General features: G+C 59.1%; 20 protein-coding genes and 1 tRNA gene. 11 read left to right on the forward strand and 10 right to left on the reverse strand.

Annotated elements, in window-relative coordinates; genetic code table 11:
• Positions 1-34 precede the first annotated feature (34 nt).
• Together CO657_RS07915 and CO657_RS07920 are read left to right on the forward strand one after the other, a co-directional pair.
• A tRNA-Pro gene (locus CO657_RS07915) sits at positions 35-111 on the forward strand.
• Positions 112-150: 39 nt separating this feature from the next.
• Positions 151-339, forward strand: coding sequence for a hypothetical protein (locus CO657_RS07920; RefSeq protein WP_128715530.1), 189 nt, complete (start codon positions 151-153; stop codon positions 337-339).
• Positions 340-399: 60 nt separating this feature from the next.
• Here CO657_RS07920 and CO657_RS07925 read toward each other — a convergent pair whose 3' ends face one another.
• On the reverse strand, positions 400-2,667 hold the full coding sequence (locus CO657_RS07925; RefSeq protein ID WP_054183209.1) for a choice-of-anchor Q domain-containing protein: 2,268 nt from the start codon (positions 2,665-2,667) through the stop codon (positions 400-402).
• 766 nt (positions 2,668-3,433) lie between these two features.
• Positions 3,434-3,766 carry a hypothetical protein gene (locus tag CO657_RS07930; RefSeq protein WP_054183208.1) on the reverse strand — a complete coding sequence of 111 codons (333 nt, stop codon included), beginning with the start codon at positions 3,764-3,766 and terminating at the stop codon, positions 3,434-3,436.
• Positions 3,767-3,988: 222 nt separating this feature from the next.
• Here CO657_RS07930 and CO657_RS07935 point away from each other — a divergent pair, with 222 nt between their 5' ends.
• Entirely contained in the window at positions 3,989-4,384 is a 396-nt protein-coding gene (locus tag CO657_RS07935) for a hypothetical protein (protein ID WP_054183207.1), read from the forward strand.
• Between the two features lie 121 nt (positions 4,385-4,505).
• Here CO657_RS07935 and CO657_RS07940 read toward each other — a convergent pair whose 3' ends face one another.
• Positions 4,506-4,817, reverse strand: a complete 312-nt coding sequence (locus CO657_RS07940; protein WP_003586716.1) for a hypothetical protein — start codon at positions 4,815-4,817, stop codon at positions 4,506-4,508.
• A 171-nt stretch (positions 4,818-4,988) separates the two neighbouring features.
• A complete protein-coding gene (locus tag CO657_RS07945) occupies positions 4,989-5,429 on the reverse strand; it encodes a DUF3597 domain-containing protein (protein WP_054183206.1) in 441 nt (146 codons plus the stop codon).
• Positions 5,430-5,925: 496 nt separating this feature from the next.
• Between CO657_RS07945 and CO657_RS07950 the strand changes: the two genes are divergently transcribed.
• On the forward strand, positions 5,926-6,498 hold the full coding sequence (locus CO657_RS07950) for a hypothetical protein (protein ID WP_054183295.1): 573 nt from the start codon (positions 5,926-5,928) through the stop codon (positions 6,496-6,498).
• A gap of 78 nt (positions 6,499-6,576) precedes the next feature.
• Here the strand turns inward: CO657_RS07950 and CO657_RS07955 are convergent, their stop codons facing one another.
• The 4 genes from CO657_RS07955 to CO657_RS07970 form a co-directional block, all read right to left on the reverse strand.
• Positions 6,577-7,350, reverse strand: coding sequence for an amino acid ABC transporter ATP-binding protein (locus CO657_RS07955; RefSeq protein ID WP_003586711.1), 774 nt, complete (start codon positions 7,348-7,350; stop codon positions 6,577-6,579).
• 35 nt (positions 7,351-7,385) lie between these two features.
• On the reverse strand, positions 7,386-8,540 hold the full coding sequence (locus CO657_RS07960; protein WP_003586709.1) for an amino acid ABC transporter permease: 1,155 nt from the start codon (positions 8,538-8,540) through the stop codon (positions 7,386-7,388).
• A gap of 1 nt (position 8,541) precedes the next feature.
• Positions 8,542-9,744, reverse strand: a complete 1,203-nt coding sequence (locus CO657_RS07965) for an amino acid ABC transporter permease (protein WP_054183205.1) — start codon at positions 9,742-9,744, stop codon at positions 8,542-8,544.
• Positions 9,745-9,846: 102 nt separating this feature from the next.
• The gene (locus CO657_RS07970; RefSeq protein WP_003586705.1) at positions 9,847-10,872 is read right to left on the reverse strand and encodes an amino acid ABC transporter substrate-binding protein; all 1,026 of its coding nucleotides are present in this window, start codon (positions 10,870-10,872) and stop codon (positions 9,847-9,849) included.
• A 357-nt stretch (positions 10,873-11,229) separates the two neighbouring features.
• Here CO657_RS07970 and CO657_RS07975 point away from each other — a divergent pair, with 357 nt between their 5' ends.
• Complete coding sequence (locus CO657_RS07975) at positions 11,230-12,420, forward strand: cystathionine beta-lyase (protein WP_054183204.1); 1,191 nt, start codon at positions 11,230-11,232, stop codon at positions 12,418-12,420.
• An 11-nt stretch (positions 12,421-12,431) separates the two neighbouring features.
• Here the strand turns inward: CO657_RS07975 and CO657_RS07980 are convergent, their stop codons facing one another.
• Both CO657_RS07980 and CO657_RS07985 read right to left on the reverse strand, forming a co-directional pair.
• Complete coding sequence (locus CO657_RS07980) at positions 12,432-13,589, reverse strand: FAD-dependent monooxygenase (protein WP_054183203.1); 1,158 nt, start codon at positions 13,587-13,589, stop codon at positions 12,432-12,434.
• Positions 13,590-13,617: 28 nt separating this feature from the next.
• Complete coding sequence (locus CO657_RS07985; protein WP_003539274.1) at positions 13,618-13,863, reverse strand: zinc-finger domain-containing protein; 246 nt, start codon at positions 13,861-13,863, stop codon at positions 13,618-13,620.
• Positions 13,864-14,029: 166 nt separating this feature from the next.
• On the opposite strand from CO657_RS07985, the gene CO657_RS07990 reads away from it, so the two are divergent.
• From CO657_RS07990 to clpA, 6 genes are all read left to right on the forward strand, one after another.
• The gene (locus tag CO657_RS07990; RefSeq protein ID WP_054183202.1) at positions 14,030-14,815 is read left to right on the forward strand and encodes an alpha/beta fold hydrolase; all 786 of its coding nucleotides are present in this window, start codon (positions 14,030-14,032) and stop codon (positions 14,813-14,815) included.
• A gap of 153 nt (positions 14,816-14,968) precedes the next feature.
• Positions 14,969-15,802 (forward strand): serine O-acetyltransferase, encoded by an 834-nt coding sequence (cysE, locus tag CO657_RS07995; protein WP_054183201.1) that lies wholly within the window; start codon positions 14,969-14,971, stop codon positions 15,800-15,802.
• Between the two features lie 142 nt (positions 15,803-15,944).
• Entirely contained in the window at positions 15,945-16,148 is a 204-nt protein-coding gene (locus CO657_RS08000) for a DUF3126 family protein (RefSeq protein ID WP_012557538.1), read from the forward strand.
• 274 nt (positions 16,149-16,422) lie between these two features.
• Positions 16,423-16,794: a phasin family protein gene (locus CO657_RS08005; protein WP_054183200.1), complete on the forward strand. Its 372-nt coding sequence runs from the start codon at positions 16,423-16,425 to the stop codon at positions 16,792-16,794.
• Positions 16,795-17,070: 276 nt separating this feature from the next.
• The gene (gene clpS, locus CO657_RS08010) at positions 17,071-17,421 is read left to right on the forward strand and encodes an ATP-dependent Clp protease adapter ClpS (protein WP_003586692.1); all 351 of its coding nucleotides are present in this window, start codon (positions 17,071-17,073) and stop codon (positions 17,419-17,421) included.
• A gap of 10 nt (positions 17,422-17,431) precedes the next feature.
• A complete protein-coding gene (gene clpA, locus CO657_RS08015) occupies positions 17,432-19,924 on the forward strand; it encodes an ATP-dependent Clp protease ATP-binding subunit ClpA (protein ID WP_012557540.1) in 2,493 nt (830 codons plus the stop codon).
• The last annotated feature ends 162 nt before the right edge of the window (positions 19,925-20,086 follow it).

The following is a 20,086-nucleotide window of genomic DNA, read 5'->3' on the forward strand; positions in this document are numbered from 1 at the left end:
GGCGAAGTGAACCGTGTATCTCCCCGCCACGGCACGGAGTGTAGCGCAGTCTGGTAGCGCATCTGGTTTGGGACCAGAGGGTCGGGAGTTCGAATCTCTCCACTCCGACCATTCAATATCCCGATATCTTGCATCTTTGACAGCCGCATCATGGCCCGCATTGTCGGGCGTGCTGCCGGCCAACTGCTTCCGGAAACGGATGACAGACAGATAAAGCGCGTCGCATCAAACTTGATTGATGCGACGCGCTTTAGCTTTGTTTTATGCATGAGTGCCACGTTGATCACCATCAGCCTTCCGTTCAACGATGAACGGAGACCTTGGGATCCGAGCGCCTGACGGCGCTCGGATTGTTGGCACGATTGTTGTGGCGACCGGAAGACCGCCACAACGGGGTCTTTACAGGAGAAAATCGCCTGACCCGAGGTGGACGAGGCCCTTCAGCTGTACCTGGAAGTCCTGAACGCCGTCGCCGTTCAGGTCGCCCTGGATAACGGTAGCATCGCTCGCGGATCCAGCCTTGTCTTCATAGTGCCAGGTGAGCGCGCCAGCCTTATGGTCGAAAGCGGCGTTCTCCTGCGCCAGGAAATGGAAGCTTCCATCGCCCGCCGCAGAGCCATTCGCATCGATCGCCGAGAAGTCGATCTTATCGACGCCTCTCTGGAAGTCGGTGATGACGTCGCGGCTCGAGCCGGACCCGATTTCCGCCGGCGTCTTGAATGCAAACGTATCCGAGCTGGCGCCACCGGTCATGATGTCCTTCCCGGCGCCACCAATGAGGACGTCCGAGCCGCCGCCGCCGTCCAGCTTGTCGGCGCCGGCCCCGCCTTGGAGAATGTTGCTGCCGTTATTGCCGGTCAGCACGTCGTTGAAGCTTGAGCCAGTCAGGTTTTCGATGCTGATGAACTTGTCACCGGTGGCATACCCGCCCGATGCGGCCCCCGTCGCCAAGTTGACGTTGACCCCGGCGGATGCCGCATAGGTGGCCGTGTCGTTGTCACTACCGCCGTCGAGCACGTCCCCGCCGGCGCCGCCGTCGAGCTTATCCGCGCCAGCCCCGCCATGGAGAACGTTGCTGCCGTTATTGCCGCCGGTCAGGACGTCGTTGTAGCTTGAGCCAGTCAAGTTTTCGATGCCGACGATCTTGTCACCGGCGGCCTGGCCGCCCGATGCCGCCTTAGTCGCCAAGTTGACGTTGACCGCGCCGGAGCCCGCATAGCTGGCGGTGTCGTTGCCAGTACCGCCGTCGAGCACGTCCGCGCCGGCCCCACCGTTCAACACGTCACTACCACCGAGACCCTTGAAGGTTTCGTTGCCGCCGTTGGACTGACCGGTGTGCGGCAGGATGTCGTTGCCGCTGGTGCCGACGAATTCCTTTGTCGGCGCGGTTGGCGTTGTCGGTTGCGTCGGCGTGGTTGGAGTTCCCGAACCTGGTTCGGTCGGCGTGGTCGGCGTGGTTGGCGTTGTCGGTGTCGAGGTGGAACCCGATTCGTAGGCACCCATATCGACAGTTCCAACGACGCGAGCGTGGCCGTCCAGATCGACCGACGCGACGCCGTACTTGCTGGTTCCGCCGTCGATCGCCGACGAGCCGGAGCCGAGGTGGAAGTTGTCGCTCGCCGCGCCTACGAATTTCGGGTCGACGCCGAGCTTGTTACCGTCCGCCGCGCTCGGCATCGCGTTGCCGCCGTCGGTCTTGACCGAGGCCTGGCCGGCCGTGCCGTTGTAGGTAACGTTATTGGCCCAGACGACGTTTTTGTTGCTGTAGCCGCCGTATGACGTGTTATCGACTGCAGTGTTGTTCTTGTTCACCGACGGGTCCGCTACGGCGACGTTGTTGACCCAGGTGTTGTTGCTCGACTGCGCGTTGCTGAGCTCGCCGCGCCAGGTGCCGTCGTTTAGCAGGTCCTGATTGTTGTGGTATGCGGTGTTGTTTTTCACCGTGACGGAGTCGCTCCAGGTAACTTGGATGCCTTTGCTGCCGTTCTCATAGACGAGGTTGTTGTCGACCAGGGTCTTGAACGTGTAGTTCGGATGACCGCTCGTCTGCGTGCTCTGGAAATCGTCGATGATGATGCCGTTGCCATCGGTGTGCGCACCCGACTTGGTGACGTTATCGTGCGAGATGTTGTTCCGGATGATGTTGCGGAAGGTGCCATCGTCCGGCGCCCCGGTGATGTTCCGGTTCTGGTAGAGAGAGATGCCTGAAAACCAGCCGGAACTCGCATTTTTGTAAGTCTCGTTCCCTTCGATCGTGATGAAGTCGGATCCGGCGAAGGCGATGCCGGACGCACCGTTGTCGTGGGAAACGTTATTGGAGATCTTCACATGGTGGACGCCATCACCAACAATGCCGTGCGAATCGCTTCCGTAGACCTCGAAGCCCTGGACCGCCACATAGTTAGCAGTGATGTTGATACCATTTGCGCCGCCAGATGCTGAGTGTATCACCGCTCCACCCGGTACCTCCGACCGCAAGGTAATGTAGCCGGCGGCGGAACCATCCTTGTACATGTTCACCGACTCGTTATAGACGCCGGCGCGCACCACAACCTCGTCGCCGGGCTGAAGGTTCGACGCCATCGCGTCACCGATCGTGCGGAAAGGAGAGGAGGCACTGCCGCTACCGCTGTCGCTGCCATTCGTCGCTACGTAGTATGTTGTCATTGTCTTGTTCCTCAACCCCTGCCCGTTAATATTTTAGGTTAATCATGTCTTACGGCGGGGGGTTATAGGGCGACATTTTGGAGGGCGCAACAGCAACGCGGCGGTAAGTACTTGAGAATCATAGCCATATTGCTGCCACATTATCCCAATCACTTCGATGTTACGTTTTGAAATATTTGTAGAATTTCGAGTCGCCCAAATTGGGGCAGTATAAATGTCTCGCATTTCGCGAATTATTCTTTCTGCAACTATAGCGAAATGCGTCTATTGAAAACATTAGAAAAACTTGACGGCGTGACTGGATTCCTCTCGCCAAAGGCGGAATCGACATTTTTTTCTGAATTTAGCAATTTTTGAGCAGAATCGCCCTAATAATTGGGGGTGATCGAGATGGTTAGGGGAGGCAAGATCGTCGAATCGCCTGCACTTCGGACTTCATAATAAGCCCCCGATCAAACGGATCGGCGATCAGGGAATGCTCTCGTTTTCTGATCCCAATGCAGCGTTCAGGTACTAGGAACGCCGCTGCAGGCATGCCGCAAGAAGCGCGCCTGCCACTCCGGCGAGTCCCGCTCTATGACATCGAGCTTGCTCCGACGGCTGTTGCAATGTCATCCGTCGCCGAGAAACATCGGCTTTGCCAGGGCTGTCGTCGATACGACCTACAACGGCAATGAAACGTACCTAGGCTTGATTTCCAACCGCGTTTCGAGCGGGCCGTTGACGGCTTGCAGGGTCGAGACTGCAAGCCGTCGCTTGATCCAGTTTAACGCCCTTGGAAAATCTTGATCAGCTTCGGCGTGAACCTGTGGCTTTTGATGTCAACGAAATCATCGTAGGTGGCGCGACCGGAAATCATCGCTGCGAGAAGCCGATTGCAGGCAACGCGCGGAGCGTCTTTGTCCGAAGCGTTTGTCACGATGCCAGCGTTGCGGCGCGCATTTGCATCGAAGCTCTTCACGCAAATATTGACAGCCTCCTTTCTCGCTCTTGCACTCCCCTGCGTCAAAGTAACGAAGGAATCATATTCCTGGCGAGTCGGTACGCAGGCAGCGAGCAAGGCCATGGCAATCAATACTATTATGGTGCGAGTAGGCATTGTTATCTTATTCCTTTAAATATCCGATGGTCGGTTTCTGGTGTTTATTTCGATTCGTGTGATGCAGGAAAGACCACGCGCAAAAATTGCGATGTCGCCCAGAAGAAAAATTGCTGCATTTTGACAGTTCAGCCCTGCATTATACTGCCCTAATCACAATAGGCGGGATGTTGTTTCGCCCGACGGGTTGTAATTTGGCCGCCAATCCTGAGGAGGCGGAACATGAGAACCATCCTATCCAGCGTCGGCGCTGCGGCCTTCATGCTGTCGGCTGTGAACACCTATGCCGTCGATCTTCCGGCCGGCGCCAAGAAGGTCACGATGGAAGAGTTTAAAGCATTTGCTGATGGCAAGCATGTGAAGGTGGAGATCGTTGATCTGGACAAGCCCGTGACCGCCGATCTGGTCTGGAACTGGAAGAAGGGCACGATCACCGGTAAGGCTGATGTCGCCGGCAAAACGATCGACGTGAAAACCAAACTCACATTCAAGGGCGATAAAGCTTGCTCCAATGGCAAGGGCGAAAAACCGAGCTGCCATTCGATCTATATCGACGGCGACAAGTTCTACGAAGTTCGCGATGATATGAAAGTTCATGCGGTCTCGACGGTCGGCTGAAGCCGCGGCTCGAGAGGAACTTGCTGACATGTGGGCAGTCGCAGTGGAAACGGCCCGCCAACACGGCGGGCCGATGTTTTACCTTGAAGGTCCATGACGGATCTGCGCTGCTCGGATCTTCTTAGCGATCGAGGAAATGCTCGAAGTAGACCTCGGGGATCGGGTAGGCGTAGACGCCTCTATCGACGAAGCCGTGTCTGTAGAGGCAGTTTCTCAGCGCCGCGTTGTAATGCAGACTTTGCGGATCCGGCGAGCCGCGTCGCCAGGAGCCCGCCTCCGGCACGCACCACCGCAGCGATTTGTCGTATCGAGCCAAGAGGACCGGGTCGGTATCGACCCGGATGCCGCTGTAGGATTGATAGTTTGAAGGAGATTCCGCGGCCGAAATACAGCCCAAGCTAAGCGCAACGCCAACGACTGCCATCAATCTCATTGGATTTCTTTCTCCCGTGATCGATTATCGAAGTAATCGAGCGGAACGATATTGGTTCCAGTGTCTGCGGGCAAGGGGACTTGTTGCCTGCGGTCTGAGCGGCGCATGCCCTGGATTGCCGGCGCTCCGTGACAGATGAGCCTCTATCGCGAAGCGCCGGGCGCTCTTCGATCAATCCAGGAGATCGGCGGGTACTTTGCCGCCATTTTCCGACAGGCGTTTCATCAGTGCCTTGTGCAGCCACATATTCATTTTGGCGGAATCACCGGTGTCGCCGGTATAGCCGAGTTCAGAGGCGAGCTCCTTGCGCTCAGCCATGCTCGCATCCATCCCGACCGCTTTCATCAAATCCACGATCGAGTGGCGCCAATCGAGTTTCTGGCCGCTCTTTTTCACCGCCGCGTCGAGGATCGGTACGATATCAACATTTGCTGCGACCGGGGCGGTGGCCGGCTTGCTTTGAGCGGGAGAGGCGGCAGGTGCCGGACTGGGCGCCGCCGAGGGCGAGACGGGAGCCGGGGCGGGCTGCGCCTTCGGCGCGCCTGATGCAACGGGTTCGGCTGCTTTTGCTTCCCCGAAGATTGCATGTTTGATCTTGTCGAAAATGCCCATTCTTGGATCTCCAGTTCCATTAGATGAGAACATGCTGAAACATGGACTTCCTGCCTGATATATCCAGACGGAAGGGCGTTATTTTTCCCTATCTCAATCAGTGATGGAAAAGCCAGTTCCAAGGCAAGGTGCGGGCGATCTGCAAAACAAAAGGATCAATCGCCGTCAATCGCATCGACAACTGCGTTTTGCTTGCGGCACCGAAGATCCCCGACGCAGCTCGGAAGGAAATACTCGGCAGGCGTTCCAGTCACGGCAAGAGATGTTCGCTTTCGGCACAGTCGGGCCGGCAATTCGTATTTCAATAACCGTGAAATATCATTGCACGCCACGGAGCCGACTTGCCGCGCCGGGTTGTGAAACATTCGTCATCCCTTCACGTTGCCTTGCCATGGATGTCCTGCAGGTTGCAGGCGTCCAGACGATCGAAGGCACGCGCGTTCCTCGATTTTCGATTGCCGGGCAGATCGCCCGGCGAATGGAAACGGAGGAAAACATGACACATAATCACAATAGACTATCCCTAGCGGTGCTCGTATCCACCTGCGCCCTGCTTGCCATGCCGACAAGCGATGCACACGCCATCGATGTCGGCGTATCGGTAAATGCCGGCAATGCCGCCAGCGCCGATGTCGGGGCATCGCTTGGCGGCGGCAGAGGCGTCAGCGCCGATGCCAAGGCTTCCGTCGGCGGTTCGAGCGGCGTCAACGCCGATGCGACCGCCAATGCCGGTGGTGGCCGGGGCGTTGATGCCGATCTCAATGCACGCATCGGCAGCTCCGGTGGGCTTGATACCGACGCCACGGCCTCGGTCAGACGCGGCAGCGGCGTCGATGCCAATCTCGCCATCGGTGGGGTAGGGGGCAGCAACAAATCCGCGAATGACGGTAACCTCAGCGCATCCCAGGCCCGCATCCTGGACGACTTCCGGTCGAGGCCGGTCAATGAGCAACGGAAGATGCTTGTCCGTTGCGTTGATATCTCATCGCCTGGCGGCTCGGCCTCAGGTGGTTCTGATTCCGGCCTCGCCGGTCTCTGCAGCCTGCTGCAGGCGTCAGCCTCGCGCTAAACGTGAAAGACCCGCCGAACCGGAAGGCACGGCGGGTCTCTCAAATAGCTTCGCTTCCAAGCCTATGCAGGATTTAGCCTAATGCAGGATCTGGCTGAGGAACAGCTTGGTGCGTTCGTGCTGCGGATTGTCGAAGAACTCGGCCGGCGAATTCTGCTCGACGATCTGGCCCTGGTCCATGAAGATGACGCGGTTGGCGACCTGGCGGGCAAAGCCCATTTCATGGGTGACGCAGAGCATGGTCATGCCTTCCTCGGCAAGACCCACCATCGTGTCGAGCACTTCCTTGATCATTTCGGGATCGAGCGCCGAGGTCGGCTCGTCGAACAGCATGATCTTCGGGTTCATGCACAGCGAGCGGGCGATCGCCACCCGCTGCTGCTGGCCGCCGGAGAGCTGTCCCGGATATTTGTTGGCCTGCTCGGGGATCTTGACGCGCTTGAGAAAGTGCATGGCCACTTCTTCCGCCTGCTTCTTCGGCATTTTGCGCACCCAGATCGGCGCCAAAGTGCAGTTTTCGAGGATCGTCAGGTGCGGGAAGAGGTTGAAGTGCTGGAACACCATGCCGACTTCGCGCCTGACCTCGTCGATCTTTTTCAGGTCGTTGGTGAGCTCGGTGCCGTCGACGATAATGCGGCCCTTCTGATGCTCTTCCAGGCGGTTGATGCAGCGGATCATCGTCGACTTACCGGAACCCGACGGGCCGGCGATGACGATGCGCTCGCCGCGCATGACCTTGAGGTTGATGTCGCGCAGCACGTGAAAATCGCCGTACCACTTGTTCATGTTGATGATATCGACCGCCACTTCCGTTGCGGAAACGGTGAGCTTTTTCGCTGGAGCTTCAGCCATGATTGTTTTCCCTCATTCTTATCGTTTTAGCGTTCTTATCGCTTGTGGCCGGTATCGAGATGGCGTTCCATGAAGCCCGAATAGCGCGACATGCCGAAGCAGAACAGCCAGAAGATGAAGCCCGCGAAGATCAGGCCCGTGATCGGCGTGACGGCGCTTGCCCAGTTGGCGTCGGAGAAGTTCTGCTTCACAATACCGAGCAGATCGAACATGCCGATAATGGTGACCAGTGACGTGTCCTTGAAGGTTCCGATGAAGGTGTTGACGATGCTCGGGATTACCAGCTTGATGGCCTGCGGCATGATGATCAGCCGGGTCTTTTGCCAATAGCCGAGGCCAAGTGAATCGGCGCCTTCGAACTGTCCCTTCGGAATCGCCTGAAGACCGCCGCGGATCACTTCAGCCATATAGGCCGACGTGAAGATCGATACGCCAATCAGTGCCCGAAGCAGTTTGTCCACGTTCCAGCCTGTAGGAAGGAAGAGCGGCAACATGACGCTTGCCATGAACAGCACGGTGATCAGCGGAACGCCTCGAATGACCTCGATGAAGGTCACGCAGAGCATGCGGATGACCGGCATCTTCGAACGGCGTCCCAATGCAAGCAGAATACCGCAGGGCAATGACACTGCAATACCGACAAAGGACAGGACGAGCGTCACCATCAACCCGCCCCAGAGCGGTGTCTCCACCACTTCAAGGCCGTACCCCCCGTGAAGAAGCCAGAAGGCGATGATCGGCAGGGCGGCGAACAGAAGAATGGCGTTCAGGCCCTTTCGCGGCGCCGACGGGATCAGCATCGGAACCAGAAGCAAAATGAAGAGGATCCCGACGATCGCCGGTCTCCAGCGCTCGTCGAGCGGATAGCGGCCGAAGATAAACTGATCGTACTTGGCGCTGACGAAGGCCCAGCATGCACCACTCCAGCCCTCGGGCTGGATACCGCCCTGGATTGTCGTCGCGCAGAATGTGCGGTCAGGCCCGGACCATACGGCCTGGATGAACAGCCAGTTGACGAGATGCGGCACGGCCCATGCGATCAGTGCAACAGCCAGGATGGTCAGGATCACGTCCTTCGGAGTTGCCAGGAGATTGCGGCGTATCCAGGCAACGGCTCCCCTCTCGCCGCGGGGCGGCGGTTCGGCAGCAAGAATGGACGTTCTGACGAAGGGTTTATCGGCGACCGACATCTTATCTCTCCACCAGTGCCATCTTGGCATTGAACCAATTCATGAACAGCGACGTGAGAATGCTCAGGCTGAGATAGACGATACCCCAGATGCACACGATCTCGATCGCTTGACCGCTCTGATTGAGGATCGTGCCGCCGACGGCAACGAGATCGGAGAAACCGATCGCGATGGCGAGCGAGGAGTTCTTGGTCAGGTTCAGGTACTGGCTCGTCAGCGGCGGAATGATGATGCGCAGCGCCTGCGGCACCACGACAAGTCTGGTCACGTTCGACGGATGCAGCCCCAGCGCGCCGGCTGCCTCGGATTGTCCCTTTGGAACGCCGCGAATGCCGCCACGAACGATCTCGGCGATGAACGAGGCGGTATAAAAGGACAGAGCGAGAAACAGCGACATGAATTCGGGGCCGACGACCGAGCCGCCCGTCAGATTGAACTTTCCGGCGACGGGAACATCGAAGGTGAGCGGAAAGCCCGAGGCAACGAAGACCAGCAATGGTAGGCCGACGATCAGCGCGATCGACGCCCATACCGTATGGAACGGCTGGCCGGTTGTGGCCTGTCGTTTATGAGCCCAGCGCGCCATGATGATGGCGGCGACAATCGCAATCAGCAGGGCAATGCCGACCGCTATCATGCCTGTCTCGAAGATCGGCTTCGGGAAGGCTAGTCCTCTGTTGTTGAGGTACATGCTGAAAGGCAGGCCCACCGATTCGCGCGGCTGCGGCAGGACGGATAGAACGCCGAGATACCAGAAGAAGATGACGAGCAGCGGCGGAATATTGCGGAAGATTTCGACATAGACCGTGCAGAGCTTGGCAATCAGCCAGTTCCGCGACAACCGGCCGATCCCGATAATGAACCCGATGATGGTTGCCGTGACGATACCGGTCACCGCCACCAGCAAGGTATTCAAAATACCGACGAAAAGCGCGCGTGCATAAGTCGAGTCGCTTGAATAGCCGATCAGCGACTGGCCGATTTCGAAACCGGCGCGACCGCGAAGAAAGCCGAAACCGGATGCCGTATTGCTGCGGGCAAGGTTCACGGCCGTGTTGTGGGCCACCCACCACACGAACGCCACGAGAACAACGATTGTTAGAATCTGGAAGAATATGCTCCGGTATTTCGGATCGTACATTGCCGACCGGAAAGTCCAGCCGGTGTCATGCAAAGGTGTCCTATCCACAGCCCCATGCGTCATGCCGCGCCAATCCCCTTGTGCCCGTTTTCGGGCTTTCTTTTTGACTTTTTAGAAGCGGGAAGGCGGCTGGCCGCCTTCCCGGCATTTCATGCCAAGGCTCGATTAACGAACCGGCGGTGCGTACTGGATGCCGCCCTTGTTCCAGAGAGCATTCAAGCCGCGGGCGATCTTGAGCGGGCTACCCTGGCCGATGTTGCGCTCGAAGATTTCGCCATAGTTGCCGACGCCCTTGATGACGTTGGCGGCCCAATCATTGGTCAGGCCGAGATCCGTGCCGATCTTGGTGTCGGTCTCGCTGCCGAGGAAGCGCTTGATGTCCGGGTTCGGCGAATTCTTCATCTCGTCGACATTTGCCTGGGTGATGCCGAACTCTTCGGCATTGATCAGCGCATAAGCCGTCCAGGAAACGATATCGAACCACTGATCATCACCCTGACGGACGGCTGGGCCGAGCGGTTCCTTGGAGATGATCTCAGGGAGGATGACGTGTTCGTCGGGGTTCTTCAGCGTCAGACGCAATGAATAGAGACCGGATTGGTCGGTCGTGTAAACGTCGCAACGACCGGCGTCGTAGGCAGCGTTGACCTCAGGAAGGTTTTCGAAGACGACCGGATTGTACTGCAGATTGTTCGTCTTGAAGTAATCGGCGAGGTTCAGTTCCGTGGTCGTGCCCGACTGCACGCAGATTGCGGCGCCGGAGAGTTCGAGAGCCGACTTCACGTTCAGGCTCTTGCGCACCATGAAGCCCTGGCCGTCGTAATAGGTGACGGGACGGAAGTTGAATCCGAGTGCGGTGTCGCGATTGATCGTCCAGGTCGTATTGCGCGAAAGGACGTCGATTTCACCGGACTGCAGGGCGGTAAAGCGTTCCTTCGCGTTTGTCGGCGTGTACTTGACTTTGGTGGGGTCGCCGAACACAGCCGAAGCGACGGCCTTGCAGAAATCGACGTCGAAGCCGGCCCAATTACCGGAAGCGTCAGGCGCGGCAAAGCCAGTAAGACCGGTATTGACGCCGCATTGCACGAAACCCTTCGCTTTGACGTCTCCGAGAGTGGTGGCCGAGGCAGCCGAGGTGCCAAGAGCGAAAACTGCTGCGCCGATAGCGGCGGACAGAAGCTTGTTCTTCATTTTTTCCCAACCTTTTCCGTTGTCTTATTTTCTTGTGGGGAAGTTCCGGCGGAAAAACCTGCCGCCCCCAATGTCTCGACACCCTCCCGGCGCGAGTACCCTATCACAGTCGCAAATGTCACCAGGGTCAAGTGTCACCATCAATAATTGCGGCAAAATTCGGATTTTTGGTTGATTGCGCCGCATTCGAGGGCGGTTGGCTATGAAATAGGCGTCCGATTGCGGAAAAATAACGCGAAATTCGGAAATTCCATCATGTCCAACCGTTGTCGCCAACCCACCGTCAAGGGGTTGACCGGACACGGCGGGGCGTCCAAAAGTCTGGTTTCGCGCCCCTCGCCAAAGGCTATTTCCGACATGAAAGAAAAAGACAGCTTGCTGCAGAACGCCGGCATCAACACCCGCCTGACGCATATCGGCAACGACCCTTTCGACTATCACGGCTTCGTCAATCCGCCGGTTGTGCATGCCTCGACGGTGCTGTTTCCAAATGCGCGCACGATGGAGACGCGCTCGCAGAAATACACCTACGGAACGCGCGGCACCCCGACGACGGATGCGCTCTGCGAGGCAATCGACGCACTCGAAGGCTCGGCCGGCACGATCCTCGTCCCCTCGGGCCTTGCGGCCGTCACCATTCCGTTCCTGGGTTTCGTCGCCGCCGGCGACCATGCGCTTGTCGTCGATTCGGTCTATGGCCCGACGCGTCATTTCTGCGACACGATGTTGAAGCGTCTTGGCGTCGAGGTCGAATATTACGACCCGTCGATCGGCGCCGGCATCGAGACGCTGTTCCGGCCGAACACCAAGATCGTCCACACCGAGGCGCCCGGCTCCAACACCTTCGAGATGCAGGATATCCCGGCGATCTCGGCGGTGGCGCACCGCCACGGCGCCGTTGTCATGATGGACAATACCTGGGCGACGCCGCTCTATTTCAAACCGCTCGATCACGGCGTCGATATCTCGATCCACGCATCGACGAAATATCCGTCCGGCCATTCCGATATCCTGCTTGGAACGGTGTCGGCTAATGCCGGGCACTGGGAGCGGCTGAAGGAAGCAAACGGTGTGCTCGGCATCTGCGGCGCACCCGATGACGCTTACCAGATCCTGCGCGGATTGCGCACCATGGGCCTGCGCCTCGAGCGGCATTATGAAAGCGCGCTTGATATCGCGCGATGGCTGGAGGGCAGGGAGGACGTCGCCCGCGTGCTGCATCCTGCTCTGCCGAGTTTCCCCTCTCACAATCTCTGGAAGCGCGATTTCAAAGGTGCCAGCGGCATCTTTTCCTTCGTGCTCGCCGCCGATGGCCCGGAAAAATCCAGGGCAAAGGCGCATGCCTTCCTCGATGCGCTCCGGATTTTCGGTCTCGGCTATTCCTGGGGCGGCTTTGAAAGCCTCGCATTGCACGCCTATCTCAACGACCGTACGGTCGCCAAGGCCCCGACAGATGGTGCTGTCATCCGCCTGCAGATCGGCATCGAGGATGTGGTTGACCTCAAGGCCGATATCGAACGGGGTTTTGCCGCCGCAAGCGCCGTCTGACACGCTGCGCTTTATGGCAGACGCAGAGCCCGGTAGCCGTAAATCCAGTCGAGGTCCGCCGCGAGACTTTGCGGCGGCTTGAGGCCGAGCACGAGATCGCGGCCGATTCGGATCGGCCCCTTTGCATGATAGGCGAACCGGTTGAAGGCGCCGCGCTGGCGAAGTTTCGCGATGCGTGGCGCTCGATGGCCCTCGAAGAGCTTTAGCGCTTCCACCGCCGGACGATTGGAAAGAAACGCGGCAAGTTCGTAGGCGTCTTCGATCGCCATGGCCGCGCCCTGTGCGGCAAAGGGCATCATCGCATGCGCGGCATCGCCGATCAGAACCGTCTTGCGGCCGTCCTGCCATGCACCGGCGGAGGTTTCGAACAGCGGCCAGAACGTCAGGTTCCGGTGTTGGTCGAACAGCGAGACGATCGCGGCGTTCCAGCCGGAAAAGCGTTTCCTGAGTTCTGCGCGCTGCTCGGCCGTCGGTTGGCTTTGCCAGGCCTGCGGCGGCGCGCTATTGCTGGCAGTGATCGCCACCATGTTGAAGCTGGCAGTCTCCCTCAAAGGGTAGCAGACGAGATGCGCCGACCCGCCGAGGAAGGCGCAAACGCTTTGCCGGTCGAGGAAACCGGGCGCTTCGCTTTCGGCAATGGTGAAGCGGTAGGCAATATTGCCGGAAAACCGCGGCGAGGGGCTGCCCGGAACCAATTGCCGCAGCTTCGACCAGACGCCGTCCGCACCGATGACGACATCGGCGTCCCGCTCAAAATCCGGCAGCGCCGATTCCATCCTGATACCAAGGTGAAGCCGGCAGAGCGGATCGGCCTCCACCGCGGCCAAAAGGGCTTTCTGCAATGTGCTGCGATGCAGGACGCCATAGGGAGCGCCCCAGCGCTGCCGTGCGAATGTGCCTGCAGGCACGGCTGCCAGCTGGCGCAGCGAACTGCCCGAGATCAGCCGGATGGTTTCCGGCTCGAGCCAGACCTTTGATAGCCCGTCAAGGATACCGAGTTCGGCAAGGATGCGCGAGGCGTTAGGCGAAACCTGCAAGCCGGCGCCGACCTCGGTGAGTTCGCCCGCCTGCTCGAAGATGTCGGAGCTGATGCCCCGGCGCGAAAGCGAAAGCGCCGCGGTCAGCCCCGATATCCCGGCGCCGATGATGGCGGCATGTTCGACCGGCATTATCCGTCCGATCCGAAATCTGGACGGGTTACGCCGCCTTCACGTGGAAAACGCAGCCGGCCGGGTTGGTCTGGCTCGGCTTGAGCGCGGAATTGAAGCGATAGAGCGTCGAGCAGTAGGAACAGACCTTCTCGTTATCGTCGCCCATGTCGATGAAGATATGCGGATGGTCGAACGGGGCCGAAGCGCCGGTGCACATGAATTCCTTGACGCCGACTTCGATAACCCGGTGACCGCCGTCGTTCTGGAAGTGGGGAATGTTGTGGCCGGCCATGTCGCTCTCCGAATGCTTGAAATCTGCGCGGACCTTATAAGCCTTCGCCGCAAATGTGTAGAGCCAAAGCGCCGTGGCGGGTACTGTTTTTAGGCACAGTTTTTGGCTTCACGATGAATGGCGGCTCGATTATGGTCGCGCCGAAAAGGCCCTGAAGGAAGACGCGATGAACCTGAACACGCCTGCATTTTCAAGCTTCACCCATGACGGATTGAAGCTCGCCTTCTTCGATGAGGGCGATCCGGCCGGCGTGCCCGTCTTGTTGATTCACGGATTTGCTTCGACCGCAAACGTCAACTGGGTGCACCCCGGCTGGCTGAAGACGCTGGGGGATGCCGGCTACCGGGTGATCGCCGTCGACAATCGCGGCCACGGCGCAAGCGACAAGCCGCACGATGCCGAAGCCTATCGTCCGTGGGTGATGGCCGCAGATGCGATCGCGCTTCTGGATCATCTCGGCATCCCGGAAGCCAATGTCATGGGTTATTCGATGGGCGCGCGCATTTCGGTCTTTGCCGCCCTTGCCAATCCGCATCGGGTCCGCTCGCTGGTGCTCGGCGGTCTCGGCATCGGCATGACCGACGGCGTCGGCGACTGGGATCCGATCGCCGATGCGCTGCTTGCTCCCTCGCTCGAGGACGTCACGCATGACCGTGGCCGCATGTTCCGCGCTTTTGCCGAACAGACCAAGAGCGATCGCGTCGCCCTTGCCCTCTGCATCCGCGGCTCGCGCGATCTCGTTGCCCGCGCTGATATGGGAAAGCTCGACATGCCGACGCTGATCGGCGTCGGCACGAAAGACGACATCGCCGGCTCGCCGCAGGAGCTGGCGGGGCTGATGCCCGATGCCGAAGCGCTGGATATTCCGGGCCGTGATCACATGCTCGCCGTCGGCGACAAGGTTTTCAAGCAGGCGGTGCTGGCCTTCTACGCGAAAGTCGCCAGGGGATGATGTCTCGGGTGACATTGGCGGGTGACATCATCGTGATGCCGAAAACCCATGCTAAAAAACCATGGCGACGGCACCCATTTATGTTATTGGCGTTTTCCACTATATATTGGCATTCCGAAAACGGCATTCCTGTTGGCAACGAGGAGAGCGGCGATGGTCGCCAAGACTGATATTCGTGCTTTTGAGACAGGTCAGCCGCTGAAGGTGATGGATCCCATCTGGGACAGCCTGCGCGAAGAAGCCCGGCTCGCCGCCGAACGGGACCCGGTTCTTGCCGCCTTCCTCTACTCGACGGTGATCAACTACCATTCGCTCGAGGAATGCGTCATCCACCGCATCTGCGAACGTCTCGATCACCCCGACATGCAGGCAAACCTGCTTCGCCAGACCTTCGAGGAAATGCTCTCCGATTGGCCGGAATGGAGTTCCATTCTGCGCGTCGACATCCAGGCCATCTACGATCGCGATCCCGCCTGCCTGCGGTTCATGGAAGCCGTGCTCTATTTCAAGGGTTTCCACGCGCTGCAGACACACCGTCTCGCCCATTGGCTGCTGAACCGCGGCCGGCGAGATTTCGCGCTCTATCTGCAGAGCCGCTCCTCCAGCGTCTTCCAGACCGACATCAATCCGGCCGCGCGGATCGGCAAAGGCATCTTCCTCGATCACGCCACCGGCCTCGTTGTCGGCGAGACGGCTGTGATCGGCGACAATGTCTCGATCCTGCATAACGTCACGCTCGGCGGCACCGGCAAAGAGGGCGCCGACCGCCATCCGAAGATCGGCAGCGGCGTCATGATTGGCGCCGGCGCAAAGATCCTCGGCAATATCGAGATCGGCTACTGCTCACGCATCGCCGCAGGCTCCGTCGTCTTGAAGGCGGTGCCGCCGAAGAAGACGGTCGCCGGCGTGCCGGCCAAGGTCGTCGGCGAAGCCGGGTGTTCCGAGCCGTCGCGCAACATGGACCAGGTGATCGGCGCCGATATCTGATCGGCTGCCGGAAAATAAGGATTGGGAAAAGTCGGCGGTCCTCGGGCGGGGATGGAAATTGCCAACTGGCAACCTTGCCTTTACACCGCTGCTTTTCCTGTGCAAGAAGCGGCCAATCAAGACCGTTTACGGAGATAACAGAGTGAAGCCTGAAGAAATCAAGAAGCTCGACGCCTATTTCAAACGCACGCTCAATCCGCAGATCGTCGTCAAGGCGCGTCCGCGCAAGAATGATTCTGCGGAAGTCTATCTCGGCGAAGAATTTCTGGGCGTCGTCTATATCGATGACGAGGACGGCGACCGCTCCTACAACTTTTCGATGGCGATCCTCGACGTCGATCTCTGACCTGCTCGAACGCTTTCCAAGGGACCGAACGGCGCGATCCGTTCGGTCCTTTTTTTGTTTTCTGGGCTTGGGGCCAAAATTTATTTGAAGCTTCAGGTTGCGCTTATCTGATATATATTAGCAAAAACAGTTAAAGACGTACGTGCCCCGGCGCGCATCCTTTGTTTTATTATTGTCGCACAACCCATAGGTGTTTTGCAGCGCACAAGACTACTTGACTATTTGTGCGTTGCAGCTACCCTGCCGCCATCCCACAGCCCAACGGAGGACGGTCATGTTCAACTTTGACGACGCAAACAAGAAGAGCAAGGAAGCCGTTGATACGGCGCTGAGAACCTATTCGGATACGACCAGAGGCTTCCAGGCGATCGCTGCCGAAGCTGCGGACTATTCGAAGAAGTCCTTTCAGGACGCGGTGACGCATTTCGAAACGCTGGCCGGCGTCAAGAGCTTCGAGGCCGCTTTCGAACTGCAGACCAACTACGTCAAGACCTATTTCGAAGGCCTCGTCTCCGAGACGACGAAACTCAGCGAGATGTATGCCGATCTCGCCAAATCCGCTTACAAGCCCTATGAAGCGCCGATCGCCGCTGCCGTCGCCAAGACCACCAGGCAGGCGCAGCCGGCCACCCCTGCCGCTGCATGAATTGATTGCGACGGCGCAACCTGCGCTACATATTGAAAATTATAGACCGGCTACGCATCTGTAGCCGGTCTTTTTGTTTCCACTTTCGCTGCAGTACCTCCATGGGACCGGCCGGGGACTTTTTTGGTCTTTCCCGTGCATGCCGGCCATTTCTTGATTGCAGTGACTGACAGGGGGCTTAAAATCGGCCTATTATGAACTAAGTTAGTGTTTCAGATATTCGGCGGGAAAAGCACCCTCCCATGCTCCGCCGGATTGCTTGAGGAATGAATGACAATGATCGCAAAGCCGATCCGGATGCAGAACGACAGCGATAGGAACGGGGAGAACGGAAATCGAACCTCGGTCATCACACGCACCAAGCCGAAGACCAAGAAACCCAATCTCTACCGCGTGCTGCTTTTGAATGACGACTACACTCCCATGGAATTCGTCATCCATATTCTGGAGCGTTTTTTTCAAAAGGATCGTGAAAGTGCCACCCGCATCATGCTCCATGTCCATAACCACGGCGTTGGCGAATGCGGAATATTCACATACGAGGTGGCGGAAACGAAGGTCAGCCAGGTGATGGACTTCGCCCGGCAGCACCAGCATCCGCTGCAATGCGTCATGGAAAAGAAGTGAGGATCTGAACGTGCCAACATTTTCGCCTAGTTTAGAGAAGGCGCTCCATCAGGCACTGACCTTTGCCAACGAGCGGCACCACGAATATGCGACGCTCGAGCATCTGCTGCTCGCCCTGATCGACGATGCCGATGCGGCCGCGGTCATGGGTGCCTGCAATGTCGATCTCGACGCGCTGCGCAAGACGCTCGTGGAATATGTCGATAACGAACTCTCCAACCTGATCACCGGATATGACGAGGATTCGAAGCCGACCTCCGGCTTCCAGCGGGTCATCCAGCGCGCCGTCATCCACGTGCAATCGTCCGGCCGCGAAGAGGTGACCGGCGCCAACGTGCTCGTCGCGATCTTTGCCGAGCGCGAGAGCCATGCCGCCTATTTCCTGCAGGAGCAGGAGATGACCCGTTACGACGCCGTCAACTATATCTCCCACGGCATCGGCAAGCGCCCGGGTGCTTCCGAAGCGCGCCCCCCGCGCGGCGCCGAGGAGGAAGCCGAGAGCAGCAAGCCGACGGCGCGCGGCGGCGAGGAAGAGGGCGGTCCCAAGAAGCAGCAGGATGCGCTCAAGGCCTATTGCGTCAATCTCAACGAGAAGGCCAAGGGCGGCAAGATCGACCCGCTGATCGGCCGTCACGCCGAGGTGAGCCGCACCATCCAGATCCTGTGCCGCCGTTCGAAGAACAATCCGCTCTATGTCGGTGATCCCGGCGTCGGCAAGACGGCGATCGCCGAAGGCCTGGCCAAGCGCATCGTCGAAGGCAAGGTTCCCGAAGCGCTCGCCGATGCGACGATCTTCTCGCTCGACATGGGCACGCTGCTTGCCGGCACGCGCTACCGCGGCGATTTCGAGGAGCGCCTGAAGCAGGTCGTCAAGGAACTCGAGGAATATCCGGGGGCCGTGCTGTTCATCGACGAGATCCACACGGTGATCGGCGCCGGCGCCACCTCGGGCGGTGCGATGGATGCATCGAACCTCTTGAAGCCGGCCCTGTCGTCGGGCGCGATCCGCTGCATCGGGTCGACCACCTACAAGGAATATCGCCAGTTCTTCGAAAAGGACCGGGCGCTGGTTCGCCGATTCCAGAAGATCGACGTCAGCGAACCGTCGATCGATGACGCGATCGAGATCATGAAGGGCCTGAAGCCCTATTTCGAAGAATATCACCACCTGCGTTATTCCAACGATGCCATCAAGTCGGCCGTCGAACTCTCGGCCCGCTACATCTCCGACCGCAAGCTGCCGGACAAGGCGATCGACGTGATCGACGAGACCGGTGCGGCCCAGATGCTGCTGCCGCCGTCGAAGCGCCGCAAGCTGATCACCGAAAAGGAGATCGAGGCGACGGTCGCCACGATGGCGCGCATTCCGCCGAAGACCGTCTCCAAGGATGACGAAGCGGTGCTTGCCAATCTCGAGCAGGAACTGCGCTCGGTCGTCTATGGCCAGGATATCGCCATCGAAGCCCTTTCGACCTCGATCAAGCTGGCGCGCGCCGGCCTTCGCGAGCCGAACAAGCCGATCGGCGCCTATGTCTTCTCCGGTCCGACCGGCGTCGGCAAGACCGAGGTGGCAAAGCAGCTGGCGTCGTCGCTCGGCGTCGAGCTTCTGCGCTTCGACATGTCGGAATATATGGAGCGGCACACGGTGTCGCGCCTGCTCGGTGCACCTCCCGGCTATGTCGGTTTCGACCAGGGCGGTCTTCTCACCGATGGCGTCGACCAGCACCCGCATTGCGTGGTCCTGCTCGACGAAATCGAGAAGGCGCATCCCGACATCTATAATATCCTGCTGCAGGTCATGGACCATGGCACGCTGACCGACCATAACGGCAAGAAGATCGACTTCCGCAACGTCATCCTGATCATGACGACGAATGCGGGCGCGTCCGAAATGGCCAAGGCGGCGATCGGCTTCGGCTCGTCCAAGCGCACCGGCGAGGACGAGGAGGCGCTGACCCGCCTGTTCACGCCGGAGTTCCGCAACCGTCTCGACGCGATCATTCCTTTCGCGGCACTGCCGACGGCTGTGATCCACAAGGTCGTGCAGAAGTTCATCATGCAGCTGGAGGCCCAGCTTTCCGAAAGGAACGTCACCTTCGACCTGCATGAGGATGCGATCGCCTGGCTGTCGGAAAAGGGTTACGACGAGAAGATGGGCGCCCGCCCGCTTGCCCGCGTGATCCAGGACACCATCAAGAAGCCGCTTGCCAACGAAATCCTCTTCGGCAAGCTGAAGAAGGGCGGCGTCGTCAACGTCACAGTCGGCCCGAAGGAAGACGGCAAGCCCGGCATCGTGCTGGAGGCCATCCCGGATACGGCGCCGATCAAGCCGAAGCCGGAAGCCGAAGTCGTCCATCCCGACGCCGACGACCAGGGCGACGGCGAGCTGAAGACCAAGGCGGCGCCCAAGACCCGCGCCAAGACGGTCCCGCAGGCCGAGCCCGAGGTCCGCGACGCCCCGAAGAAGGGCAGCACGGTTCCAAAGGTTCCGCGCAAGAAGTAAGATCCACCAATTGAGAGAGGCCGCGTCATGCGGCCTTTTTCGTCTTCGGCCTTTTTCTCCCGCGGAACCGACCGCGTCTCATCGATGCGGTATTAGCCAGTCAACTCAGTGGGTGAGGCTGCACCATCGTGGCTGTTATCGGAGTGTCATGCTTCGGACCTA

Origin of the sequence: Rhizobium acidisoli (genome assembly GCF_002531755.2) — a bacterium.
In the GTDB taxonomy this organism is placed as follows: domain Bacteria; phylum Pseudomonadota; class Alphaproteobacteria; order Rhizobiales; family Rhizobiaceae; genus Rhizobium; species Rhizobium acidisoli.

What these genes read in the sequence shown, in the direction of transcription:
- CO657_RS07920 (WP_128715530.1), top strand. Translation starts at nt 151, where the DNA reads ATGGCCCGCATTGTCGGGCGTGCTGCCGGCCAACTGCTTCCGGAAACG.
- CO657_RS07960 (WP_003586709.1), bottom strand. Translation starts at nt 8,540, where the DNA reads ATGTCGGTCGCCGATAAACCCTTCGTCAGAACGTCCATTCTTGCTGCC.
- CO657_RS07925 (WP_054183209.1), bottom strand. Translation starts at nt 2,667, where the DNA reads ATGACAACATACTACGTAGCGACGAATGGCAGCGACAGCGGTAGCGGC.
- CO657_RS07975 (WP_054183204.1), top strand. Translation starts at nt 11,230, where the DNA reads ATGAAAGAAAAAGACAGCTTGCTGCAGAACGCCGGCATCAACACCCGC.
- CO657_RS07945 (WP_054183206.1), bottom strand. Translation starts at nt 5,429, where the DNA reads ATGGGCATTTTCGACAAGATCAAACATGCAATCTTCGGGGAAGCAAAA.
- CO657_RS07940 (WP_003586716.1), bottom strand. Translation starts at nt 4,817, where the DNA reads ATGAGATTGATGGCAGTCGTTGGCGTTGCGCTTAGCTTGGGCTGTATT.
- CO657_RS07985 (WP_003539274.1), bottom strand. Translation starts at nt 13,863, where the DNA reads ATGGCCGGCCACAACATTCCCCACTTCCAGAACGACGGCGGTCACCGG.
- clpS (WP_003586692.1), top strand. Translation starts at nt 17,071, where the DNA reads ATGATCGCAAAGCCGATCCGGATGCAGAACGACAGCGATAGGAACGGG.
- CO657_RS07980 (WP_054183203.1), bottom strand. Translation starts at nt 13,589, where the DNA reads ATGCCGGTCGAACATGCCGCCATCATCGGCGCCGGGATATCGGGGCTG.
- CO657_RS07990 (WP_054183202.1), top strand. Translation starts at nt 14,030, where the DNA reads ATGAACCTGAACACGCCTGCATTTTCAAGCTTCACCCATGACGGATTG.
- CO657_RS07970 (WP_003586705.1), bottom strand. Translation starts at nt 10,872, where the DNA reads ATGAAGAACAAGCTTCTGTCCGCCGCTATCGGCGCAGCAGTTTTCGCT.
- CO657_RS07950 (WP_054183295.1), top strand. Translation starts at nt 5,926, where the DNA reads ATGACACATAATCACAATAGACTATCCCTAGCGGTGCTCGTATCCACC.
- CO657_RS08005 (WP_054183200.1), top strand. Translation starts at nt 16,423, where the DNA reads ATGTTCAACTTTGACGACGCAAACAAGAAGAGCAAGGAAGCCGTTGAT.
- CO657_RS07930 (WP_054183208.1), bottom strand. Translation starts at nt 3,766, where the DNA reads ATGCCTACTCGCACCATAATAGTATTGATTGCCATGGCCTTGCTCGCT.
- cysE (WP_054183201.1), top strand. Translation starts at nt 14,969, where the DNA reads ATGGTCGCCAAGACTGATATTCGTGCTTTTGAGACAGGTCAGCCGCTG.
- CO657_RS07935 (WP_054183207.1), top strand. Translation starts at nt 3,989, where the DNA reads ATGAGAACCATCCTATCCAGCGTCGGCGCTGCGGCCTTCATGCTGTCG.
- CO657_RS07965 (WP_054183205.1), bottom strand. Translation starts at nt 9,744, where the DNA reads ATGACGCATGGGGCTGTGGATAGGACACCTTTGCATGACACCGGCTGG.
- CO657_RS07955 (WP_003586711.1), bottom strand. Translation starts at nt 7,350, where the DNA reads ATGGCTGAAGCTCCAGCGAAAAAGCTCACCGTTTCCGCAACGGAAGTG.